The organism is Brevundimonas sp., assembly GCF_041688735.1.
Classification (GTDB): Bacteria; Pseudomonadota; Alphaproteobacteria; order Caulobacterales; family Caulobacteraceae; genus Brevundimonas.
The window spans coordinates 1-10,120 of record NZ_JBDNHO010000032.1 but is presented as its reverse complement, the minus strand read 5'-3'; the positions used below and the strand labels follow the sequence as shown (position 1 = coordinate 10,120).

12 protein-coding genes and 2 pseudogenes are annotated in these 10,120 nt (G+C 63.5%); 11 read left to right on the top strand and 3 right to left on the bottom strand.

What is annotated here, in order from left to right; all coding sequences use genetic code 11:
* Positions 1 to 108: pseudogene (locus tag ACESMO_RS04010) on the bottom strand (IS5/IS1182 family transposase); the annotation flags it as partial.
* Between the two features lie 26 nt (positions 109 to 134).
* Positions 135 to 1,163 (bottom strand): carboxylesterase/lipase family protein, encoded by a 1,029-nt coding sequence (locus ACESMO_RS04005; RefSeq protein ID WP_372706893.1) that lies wholly within the window; start codon positions 1,161 to 1,163, stop codon positions 135 to 137.
* A gap of 166 nt (positions 1,164 to 1,329) precedes the next feature.
* Here ACESMO_RS04005 and queA point away from each other — a divergent pair, with 166 nt between their 5' ends.
* The 10 genes from queA (at position 1,330) to ACESMO_RS03955 (ending at position 8,756) form a co-directional block, all read left to right on the top strand.
* Positions 1,330 to 2,436: a tRNA preQ1(34) S-adenosylmethionine ribosyltransferase-isomerase QueA gene (queA, locus tag ACESMO_RS04000; RefSeq protein WP_372706891.1), complete on the top strand. Its 1,107-nt coding sequence runs from the start codon at positions 1,330 to 1,332 to the stop codon at positions 2,434 to 2,436.
* Between the two features lie 183 nt (positions 2,437 to 2,619).
* Positions 2,620 to 3,735 (top strand): tRNA guanosine(34) transglycosylase Tgt, encoded by a 1,116-nt coding sequence (gene tgt / locus ACESMO_RS03995; protein ID WP_372706892.1) that lies wholly within the window; start codon positions 2,620 to 2,622, stop codon positions 3,733 to 3,735.
* Between the two features lie 119 nt (positions 3,736 to 3,854).
* A complete protein-coding gene (locus ACESMO_RS03990) occupies positions 3,855 to 3,977 on the top strand; it encodes a hypothetical protein (RefSeq protein WP_372706890.1) in 123 nt (40 codons plus the stop codon).
* A gap of 218 nt (positions 3,978 to 4,195) precedes the next feature.
* Positions 4,196 to 5,437, top strand: coding sequence for a tyrosine-type recombinase/integrase (locus ACESMO_RS03985; protein WP_372706889.1), 1,242 nt, complete (start codon positions 4,196 to 4,198; stop codon positions 5,435 to 5,437).
* A 243-nt stretch (positions 5,438 to 5,680) separates the two neighbouring features.
* Positions 5,681 to 5,869, top strand: coding sequence for a helix-turn-helix transcriptional regulator (locus ACESMO_RS03980; protein WP_372706888.1), 189 nt, complete (start codon positions 5,681 to 5,683; stop codon positions 5,867 to 5,869).
* Between the two features lie 118 nt (positions 5,870 to 5,987).
* Positions 5,988 to 6,182: a hypothetical protein gene (locus ACESMO_RS03975; RefSeq protein ID WP_372706887.1), complete on the top strand. Its 195-nt coding sequence runs from the start codon at positions 5,988 to 5,990 to the stop codon at positions 6,180 to 6,182.
* Positions 6,175 to 7,107 (top strand): hypothetical protein, encoded by a 933-nt coding sequence (locus ACESMO_RS03970; protein ID WP_372706886.1) that lies wholly within the window; start codon positions 6,175 to 6,177, stop codon positions 7,105 to 7,107. The genes ACESMO_RS03975 and ACESMO_RS03970 overlap by 8 nt, the downstream gene beginning before the upstream one ends.
* Positions 7,100 to 7,930 (top strand): hypothetical protein, encoded by an 831-nt coding sequence (locus tag ACESMO_RS03965; protein WP_372706885.1) that lies wholly within the window; start codon positions 7,100 to 7,102, stop codon positions 7,928 to 7,930. Before ACESMO_RS03970 ends, ACESMO_RS03965 begins: the two co-directional genes overlap by 8 nt.
* Positions 7,927 to 8,094, top strand: coding sequence for a hypothetical protein (locus ACESMO_RS03960; protein ID WP_372706884.1), 168 nt, complete (start codon positions 7,927 to 7,929; stop codon positions 8,092 to 8,094). The genes ACESMO_RS03965 and ACESMO_RS03960 overlap by 4 nt, the downstream gene beginning before the upstream one ends.
* Positions 8,095 to 8,501: 407 nt before the next feature.
* Positions 8,502 to 8,756: a hypothetical protein gene (locus tag ACESMO_RS03955; protein ID WP_372706883.1), complete on the top strand. Its 255-nt coding sequence runs from the start codon at positions 8,502 to 8,504 to the stop codon at positions 8,754 to 8,756.
* Between the two features lie 488 nt (positions 8,757 to 9,244).
* On the opposite strand, the gene ACESMO_RS03950 is transcribed toward ACESMO_RS03955, so the two are convergent.
* Positions 9,245 to 9,634, bottom strand: coding sequence for a PH domain-containing protein (locus ACESMO_RS03950; RefSeq protein ID WP_372706882.1), 390 nt, complete (start codon positions 9,632 to 9,634; stop codon positions 9,245 to 9,247).
* Positions 9,635 to 9,976: 342 nt separating this feature from the next.
* Here ACESMO_RS03950 and ACESMO_RS03945 point away from each other — a divergent pair.
* A pseudogene (locus tag ACESMO_RS03945) lies at positions 9,977 to 10,120 on the top strand (IS3 family transposase); the annotation flags it as partial.

Sequence of the window (10,120 nt, the reverse complement as noted above, 5' to 3'; positions counted from 1 at the left end):
CCCGCTCAGCACCCGCTTGTCGTCCACTCGTGGAATGCCGTGCGACAGCGGGAAATATGGCTTGATCCGACGCATCTGCTTGTCCGTCAGCCAAAACAGATCACTCATGACAGGCTCCTCCTGCCACCAGTGAATCAGATCACCACGACCGTGTGAATCCCTTTAATGGGTCCTGAGCCTAGCCTCTCGGCGAAATTGGCCGCCGTGACGCCGGACACATCCGTCAATGACCGCGCCTCGTCCGCGTTGAAACCCAACAACAGTGGTACGTCTGCCTGCTCGCCAGAGATGAAGACATCCCATGGTGGCCTCGGCAGGGCTCGCGGCTCAATAACGGGATGTACAATCCGTTTAGACGCAGGACCCAGGAACTGTTCGGCCGGCAACGCGCGGAGATCGGCGGTGGACGCCGCGCCCAGGGTGGCGGCGTAGGCGGCACCGTCCGCCTCGGCGTTCACGAGGAGGTACTGCGGTGCAAGCGCCACCGGCTCGAACAGGCCGCCACTCTGGCCGATGGCGCGATGGAACAGACCCCGGGCACGCGGAGAAGCCATAAGGATGCTAACCGACGTAGCCCCGGCCGATTGGCCAGCGACGGTTACTCGCTCGGCGTCGCCGCCGAAGGCCGCAATATTGTCCCGCACCCATTCCAACGCCGCGATTTGGTCCATCAGGCCGTAGTTGCCCGATCCTCCGGCCTCGGCCGTCAGGTCTGGATGCGCTAGGAAGCCGAGCGCGCCGAGCCGGTAGGCAACCGTCACGATCACAACCCCTCGGCTCGCCAACCGCTCTCCATCGTAGAGCGGGATGGAAGTCGATCCGTTTTCGAAGCCTCCGCCGGGAATCCAGACGATAACAGGCAGGGAGTTCACCTGCGCGCCCTCAGGCGTCCAGATGTTGAGGTAGAGGCAATCCTCGCTGGTCGGCGACGGCGGCTCGTCCGGCATGGAAACACCGGTCTGCAAACACGCTGGTTTGAAGGCGTTTGCGTCGCGGATGCCGCTCCATGCCGTGGCCGGCTGCGGATCCCGGAATCTCAGATCGCCGACCGGCGGCCGGGCGAACGGAAGACCGCGATAGGCGACCACTCCCTCGACGGAGACGCCACGGACCTCACCCGCGCCCGTTCGCACGACCGGGGCCTGCTGGGCTCCCCCCAACATGACGAGTGCTGCAACGGCGAGGGCGAGAGATCGATGGATCATGGCGACGGTGTCCAGCTTTTGCTTAGACACAGTAACGTCGGGTCGATGCCTGACTTCCAGTTACAAATTGGCAAGGCGGGCTGCACTTGACCGGAGGCAGCCCCTATGGCCATTGCCCCGCCTGATGAAAACCGCTGATTTCGACTTCCATCTGCCCGATGACCTCATCGCGCTGCGCCCCGCCGAGCCGAGGGATTCTGCACGGCTGCTGGTGATCAATGGCGGCACCCTTGAAGACCGCATCGTCCGCGACCTGCCGGATTTCCTGCGACCCGGCGACGCCCTGGTGTTCAACGACACACGGGTCATTCCGGCGCGGCTGTCGGGTGTGCGCGAACGGGTCGGGCCCATAATCGGGAAAGGAGGCGGCGAGACCCTGACCGTCGCCGTCGAAGCCACCCTGCATCACCGCGACGCGCCGGACGTCTGGTCGGCCTTCATGAAGCCGGGGAAACGCATCAAGGCGGGGGACCGCATAAGCTTCAGCGCGCCGAGGCAAGCCGCCTCTGAACCCGGCCGCCTTGACGCCACGGTCGTGGCCAAGGACGACGACGGCCTCGTCACGCTGCGTTTCGACATCTCCGGGCCGATGCTGGACGACGCCATCCGAGACGTCGGGGTCATGCCCCTGCCCCCCTATATCGCGGCCAAACGGCCCGAGGACGACCGCGACCTGACGGACTATCAGACCATGTTCGCACAACTGGACGGCTCGGTCGCCGCGCCGACCGCGGGTCTGCATTTCACGCCGGCGCTGATGGAGGCCATCAAGGCGAAAGGCGTCTCGACCCATGCCCTGACCCTGCACGTCGGCGCCGGGACCTTCCTGCCGGTCAAGGCCGACGACACCGCCGACCACAAGATGCATTCCGAGTGGGGCGTGGTCTCCGCCGAAACCGCCACCGCCCTGAACGCCACGAGGGCGGCCGGCGGACGCATCGTCTGCGTCGGTACCACCAGCCTGCGCCTGCTGGAAAGCGCCACGACGCCCGACGGTGTCATCCAGCCCTTCCACGGCGACACCGCCATCTTCATCACCCCCGGCTACGCCTTTCGGGCGGTGGATGTGCTGATGACCAATTTCCACCTGCCGAAATCGACCCTGTTCATGCTGGTCTCGGCCTTCGCCGGGCTGGAGACCATGAAGTCCGCCTATGCCCATGCGGTGGCCACGGATTACCGCTTCTATTCCTATGGCGACGGATCGCTGCTGTTTCGCAAACCCGCATAATCGGCTGAAAATTCCCTCAGTTTCCCAGACACTTGAAAAATCTTCAGTGCGAATGTCTGGCACCGCGTTGAGGGCGACTACAATAGTCTGGTGTGCACGTCTGCGCGCTTCGTGCCGAGGGAAAGAGTCCGCTATGTCCGCAATGTCCGCCATTTTCTCGCCGCGAGCGGACTCGACGCCCGCCTGATGCCCTTCCCTTTCGACATCTCCGCCGTCGAAGGCCGTGCCCGCACCGGCGTGCTGAAAACGCCGCGCGGCGACATCCGCACGCCCGCCTTCATGCCGGTCGGCACCGCCGCCACGGTCAAGGCCATGACGGTCGAGCAAGTCCAGCAGACCGGGGCCGACATCATCCTGGGCAATACCTACCACCTGATGCTGCGTCCCGGCGCCGAGCGGATGGAGCGGCTGGGCGGGCTGCACCAATTCATGGGCTGGGACAAGCCGGTCCTGACCGATAGCGGCGGCTTCCAGGTCATGTCCCTGGCGGGCATTTCGAAGGTGAAGGAAGAGGCCGTCACCTTCGCCAGCCACATCGACGGCTCCAAACACGTGCTCAGTCCCGAACGCTCGATCGAAATCCAGGCCGATCGCATCGGCGCCGACATCTCGATGCAGCTGGACGAATGCGTCGCCTGGCCGGCGGAAGAGCCTCGGGCCCGCGAGGCGATGGAATTGTCCGCCCGCTGGGCCGCGCGGTCCAAAGTCGCCTTCGGCGCGCGCGAAACCCAGGCCCTGTTCGGCATCCAGCAGGGCTCGACCTTTGAAAACCTGCGCCGCGAATCCTCCGACCGGCTGCGGGAGATCGGTTTCGACGGCTACGCCATCGGCGGCCTGGCCGTCGGGGAAGGCCACGCGGCCATGTGCGAGGTGCTGGACTATGCCCCCGAAATGCTGCCCGCCGACCGGCCGCGTTATTTGATGGGCGTCGGCAAGCCTGTGGATCTGGTGGAAGCCGTGTATCGCGGCGTGGACATGTTCGACTGCGTCCTGCCCACCCGCGCGGGCCGCCACGGTCAGGCCTGGACCTGGGAGGGGCCGCTCAACCTCAGGAACGCCCGCTTCGCCGAGGACCAGGACCCGCTGGACCCGACCATCCCCTGCCCGGCGTCATCAGCCTATTCGAAGGCCTATCTGCACCACTTGATCCGCGCCGACGAAATCCTCGGCAAGACTCTGCTCAGCTGGCACAACATCGCCTTCTTCCAGACCCTGACCGCCGCTATGCGCGACGCGATCGCCGGAGGACGGTTCGAGGCCTTCCGGCGCGATTTCCACGCCCGTCACGTCTCGAATTAGATGGGCTTGACGACGACTCCCGCCGGGAATGCAGTCTTTAGCTGGATCGCGATCAAGGTTGACCCGAAACAACAATTTCTTTACGTTGATCCAGGCCACGTCACAGGTTGCCCAGCTCTATGATCCAGCTGTTCAAGTCGCTGTTCGCCCAGATGCGCTGCGACCATGAGTTCAAATACAGCCGCACCAAGCCCGGGACGCTGGTTTGCAAGAAGTGCCGCGCGGGGCGGCCCAAGCCCTGAAAGAGCTGATGGTAAGTCCTCTCGGGCTCGAACCGAGGACCCTCTGATTAAAAGTTCTTCTAGGGCCTGTCCGGCACTGTCCGGGATTGTTCTGTAACCCTTGTATATCCTGCATTTGCCGTCCATTGTCGTCCGGCGGTTTCCGGGGGTATGTGCCTCCGTTTGTTACCTAAGGTAACAGGATTAGGACCCGCTGATTGGAATTCAGAGGGTCCCGGATGGCGGTCGCGGTCGGTCTGACAGACGCAAAGATTAGGGGCCTCAAGGCACCGGAGCGCGGGCAAGCGGAATATGCCGACAAGCTGGTTTCCGGCCTTCGCATCCGCATCGGGGCATCCGGCACCCGGACATTCATCATCCGCAAGCGCATCGGAGCGCGGACCGTCAACGTCACCGTGGGCCGGTATCACGATCAGCGTTTCACCCTGACAGATGCGCGCAAGAAGGCGCGAAGCCTGCTCAACGATATAGAGGGCGGCGGCGACCCGCGAGGCGAGACACGCAAGAGCACCGGCGCGGGCGCTGGCACCGTCCGGGCGCTATTCGTCGACTATGCGAAGGCCAAGGCGGGCAAGCGTTCGATTGCCGAGGTCGAGCGGATATTCGCAAAGCATATCCTGCCGGAGATTGGCGACCGGCTGGCGGATAGCGTGAACCGCGCGGAAGTCACGCGACTGATCGACGGCGTGGCGACCGGAGGCGCGAAGCCGACCCCGGTTATGGCGCGGAATGTCGCCGCTCAGCTCAGCGCGTTCTATAGCTGGGCAATGCCGCGCCTGCACCGGTTGGACGTGAATCCCTGCCGGGACGCAGGCAAGCCGGACGTGCCGAAGCCGCGCGAGCGGGTGCTGAGCAATGACGAGATAAAGGCGTTGTGGACGGTGCTGGAGGGCGAGGGGCTGCCGTGGGGGCCTGCCCTGAAACTTTTGATCCTGACGGGCCAGCGCCGCGACGAGGTATTCAGCGCCGCCCGTGCCGAGTTCGACCTAGAGGCGGCGTTGTGGACGATACCGGGCGACCGCGCCAAGAATGGGAAGGTGCACCTTGTCGCGCTGTCATCCGCTGCCGTGACGGTGATCAAGGCGCTGCCCCAGATTGACGGTTCCGCGCTGCTGCTGCCGAGCCGCGCAAATGTGGAGCGCGGCGTGTCCGGCTTTACCAAGGCGCATACGCGCATCCTCGCCGCCGTGGCGAAGGAGCTAGGCGAGCCCCTGGAGCGTTTCGTCCTGCACGATCTGCGCCGCACGATGGCGACCGGCCTGCAAAGGCTAGGCGTCCGGCTGGAGGTCACGGAGGCGGTTCTTAATCACGTTTCAGGCTCGCGCGGCGGGCTGGTCGGTGTCTATCAGCGGCACCAATTTCAGGACGAAAAGAGGCACGCGCTGGACGCTTGGGCTGCCGAGGTCGAGCGGATCGTGGCGGCGAAGGATCGCGGCAACGTGGTGCGGATCAATGGCTGAGCCGAAACGCGGGAAAACGAAGGCCCTTCCGCGTTTAAGGTCGAGATCGGCGGAGGGGCGGCGGGTTCATCGTTGGCGGGGCTCAGGTCATGCACATGTGGATAACTTCCCCCCGCTGAAACAGTCCGGGTCTTCTCCGCGATAGCGAACTCTTTTCGTGTCGCGCGTCCCATAGATGTGTTTAGTTTCCGTAGCTGTCCGAACAGGGGCGGCAGCAGCCGCCTCAACAATGGAGGCGGCGAAATGCAGAAACTACTGAGACTCCCCCAAGTGATCGAGCGCACGTCCCTGCGCCGATCGACTGTTTATGAGATGATGCAGGCGGGCACCTTCCCCAGGCCTGTAAAGCTGAACCTGCGCTCTAATGGCTGGATCGAAAACGAGATCAGCGATTGGGTGGATACCCGGATTGCCGAGCGCGCGGCTGCCTGATGAAACAGCAAAGCCGCCGCCCGGGCATGGGCAGCGGCTCCATTGTTTCGCTTAGCGGCAGACGATCGGAGCCTACCGAAAACACCCTCGAAATGCAACGTCGGGGACATTCTCAGGATTGGTCGAACGCGCCGGATTTGGCGGCGCTGTCATGAGCGTTCTGGAAATCGCGGCTGGCCGCGATAAAGCCGAGCGGCGGGGCAGACTGCTGAAAACGGAACGGCCCTACAGTGCCACCTGCAAACCAGTTTTGGCCTTCCGCGCCGTCCTGATCGGCGGCCGGTTCATCTGCCTGGACCGGGCGGATGGCTGACGGTTCTACACCTAGGCGTAAATCCTCCGGCCGCCCGCGCGGCTACATCGCCAACTATAATCCGCAAGCACGCACGCTGGATCTGTTGAGCAAGGTGGCGGCGGTCCTGGACGAGTACCAGGATCACTGGCCCCTGACAGTTCGGCAGGTGTTCTATCGCCTGGTCGGCGCCCACGGCTATGACAAGACCGAGGCCGGTTACAAGACGCTCTGCCATCACGTTGTAAACGCGAGGCGCGGAGGGACACTTTCGTTCGACGCCATCCGTGACGACGGCGTGACCACGGTTCGCATGGATCACTATGCGGATGCCGACGCCTTCGTGACGGACTACAGGCGGCGGGCGAAAAGCTTCCGACGCGACTTGATGGCCGCCCAGCCCTACCATGCGGAAGTCTGGTGCGAAGCGGCGGGGATGATCCACCAGCTCGCCGACGTTGCGCATCGGTATTCAATCAAGGTCTATTCGTCGTCCGGCTTCGACAGCCTGACTGCCAAGAAGGACATCGCCGACCGGATTTGCGCGACCGGGAAGCCCGCCATCATTCTGCACCTGGGTGATTACGACCCCAGCGGTGCCAGCATCTTCGAATCTGCGGCCGAAGACGTCGCGGCCTTCGTGGAAGCCGACCGAGCGAACGCTCTGGTCGACGTCGAGTTTCGGCGCATCGCCCTGACCGAGCGTCAGGTAGCCGAGTACGGTCTGCCCACGGCGCCGGCCAAGGCCAGCGATAGCCGGTCCAAGGCCTGGATCGGGGAAACATGTCAGCTTGAAGCGCTATCGCCGACCCAGATCGCTGAAATCCTCGACAGGGCCATCTGGTGGCTACTTGACGAGGATGTTCTGGCGGATAGCGAAAAAGCCGAAACCCAGGACAGGATTGACCTGACCCGACTGCTGCTGACGGGGCCGAGCAATGGCTGACCCGATCGGCAAGCGCCACGACGCCAAGGGCCGCTCCACTGGCGGGATCGTCCACTACGCCGGCAGGGCGAAGCGATGGAAGTTTGAGGAGGCCTTCGTCGGCGAGCCCATGAGCCTGCTGGAGTCGCCCGGCTATCAGGCGCTCAACTTCCCAGCCTTCAAGATCCTCGGCTTCCTGAAGCTGGAGCACGTCCGCCACGGCGGCGCTGAGAACGGCCGACTGCTGGCACCGCACCGCCAACTCCGCCAGGGCGGTATCTCCCCCCGGAAGGTCAAGCCCGCGCTGGACATGCTGGAGGCCTTCGGGATCATTCGATGCACGTCAGACGGTTTCCGGCAGGGAGGCCGGCCCAATGCCGCCACATACGCCCTGACGTGGTTGCCGACGTGCGACGGTCTGTTGCCCCGCGATGACTACAAGCGGGTCTCGGAGGCCGACGTTCAGGCCTTCCTGACCGAGCGGTACGCGAAGGGTTTCGCCGAGCGCCGGAAAACAGCACAAGCCCCCACAAGTGAACGTGATCCGCGTACACAAGTGAACGTGGTCGGGCCGAATAAGGGCCAGACCGCGTACACAAGTGAACGTGGTGCCGCGCTCACAAGTGAACCTACTATCTATATCTTGGGGGGAGGGCCCGCCGTCGTCGGGGAAGCCGGGCGAGGCGCAGAGCCTTCAAACAGCGCCGCGTCGAACCCGGCGTCTCGCACCACACCCACTCCCGCAAGCCATCTTAAAAAAATCGGCCTCAACCAAGCAGAGAAACCTGCGGCGAACGACGGCCTGATCTCCAAACAACCCAGCCTGAAACAGGAGCGAGCATGAGCCCGCAGCCGCCGATCTTCCGTGCCGACATCGAGCGCAACAGCCGAGGCCCGACCAAGAAGGGCGCAACGATCGACGCCCGCCGCATCCCCGAAATGATCGCGGCCCTGGAGGGCGCGCGAGTCGAAGCCGTCCGACTCGGCTTGGTGGAGGCGGACCAGTGATGGGGGGGCCGGGAAACGGCTACCGCCCGTCTGACGGACACCAGCGGGGCAACGACAAGATCATAAATCGTAACACCGCCGGCCGTTCGAATGACACGGCGGGGGGGCGGAGCAGAACCTTCAGCCTCTCTGACGGAAGGCGGCGCGGTCCAATGGAGTGTTCGCTAACTCAGATTCCTCGCGCGCATGCGGGAGGGGGGGGCGGGAGATCGCTCCACCCCTGTCCCTGGACACCGGCGATGACCAGATTCTCTCACAGCCACGATTGAGGCTTCGACCCTATGGCACGATCAAGAATTCCGACTGCGAAGGCGCTGGTCAGCGGCGCTGATCTAAGGAACCCGGCGCGGTTTCGAGGCAGGCAGGCCCCGGCGCGACCCCGGCCTTTAGGTGAGCCGTTCGCCCGTATGACACCGCCCCAGGCGGAAGCGTGGCGAGAGTTTCGAGCCGAGCTGCCATGGCTGACCAGTTCGCACCGCGCGCTGGTTCAGCTGGCCAGCGTCCTGCGGTCACGGATCGACTCTGATCCTGCCATCGGGATCACGGCGTTGAGTGCCTATTCCGCAGTCCTGAGCAAGCTGGCGGCGACCCCGGTGGATGATTCGCGCGTCAGCATCCCGGACGACGCCGAAGCCGACGAGACCGCCCGCTTTTTCAACTAAGATGGAGCTGGCCCGACCTTTGACGGGACCGTTGAGAGTGTCAGCAGCGATGGTTGCGCCAATACCGATCCCATCGAAGCGCCCAGCCGCCCCGGACCATCGCGCAGGAAAGATCCCCAGACCGAGGCGAGACGCACCAGGCGGCCGTCCGAGAGCCCCCGGCGCTTCCTTCTGACCGGCAGGTCAGGGCCGGGCCGCTCACCAGTATATGGCCCTGAGAGGCCACGCCGACCCGTCTTCCGATTAGGCTAACCAGCGCATCACGGGCCTCTTCAGCCGAAGCTCTGGGACAAGGATGTCCTGGTCTGCAGCTTCCATCCATCTCGCGCGCGGCGATGCCCGACAATCGAATGCGTGGACCTTCCGCACACCAGATCGGCCCGTCACCGTCCCACACCCGGGTTGGCGTGCAGGTGAAGGTCTCGCCCGGTTCAGTGCAGATCATGAAAAGTGCACTGAGCCAGGTGTTCATTGCGATTAACAAATGATCAGGACCCGGACGTCCCGCAGACTGCCTTGGCCAGCAGTGCTTGGACTTCAAATATGTTTACGGCCCTCGAAAAGCGCTTCTGGATCGGGGTGACCGCGCTGGAGATCCAAAGCTTCAGTTCGGCGTCGAAGTCAAAGGTGCCGGCAGTTTCGACGCTGAAGTGCGAGATGCTCTTGTAGGGGATCGAATGGAATTCGATCTTCTTACCGGTGATACCTTGCTTGTCGACCAGCAGCAGCCGGAGGTCAGTAAAAACAACGTAATCGCGCACCAGTTTGTAGGCGATCACGACGCGTTCACCCTGACCGAGAACTGGTCCAAACTCTTTTGTCGCTTCCTCAGCCGTAACCCCGCTCGCGTTCCCAAGGACGCCGTCAAACCAAGCCATCAAAAAGACCCCCGTGATTTATCTGCTGTTCCTGCCCTTAGAAGCTATCGCTTGTCCACGCGAGGGGTAGAGGCGTCTGCTAAAGGATTTTGAGCTTCACCCGGTTTCGTGGACACCCGGTTAAGCTACAACCGTCTGCCTTTCGAAGTCCATCGGGTGTGAATCGGCATCCAAGGCGGGACCCCCATCATCATGCCGGTAAGCTACTGGCGAGATTGAGGAAAGACTGTCTTGGGCGGGGTCCCAAGCGGTGCTGATCATACGATAACTCGCGCTCGACAATCGAGTTGGATCAGTTACTCGTCCAAAGCTGACAGGGTCACACTTTGGACGCCGATCCACAGTGGGGAGGACAGCATCGCTGAGCTTTGCCGCAAGGAGGGTATCGCCCAGAGCCTGTACTACGTGTGGTCCAAGGAGTTCATGGAGGCGGGCAAGCGCCGGCTGGCGGGCGATACGGCCCGGGCCGCGACGACGGACGAGGTG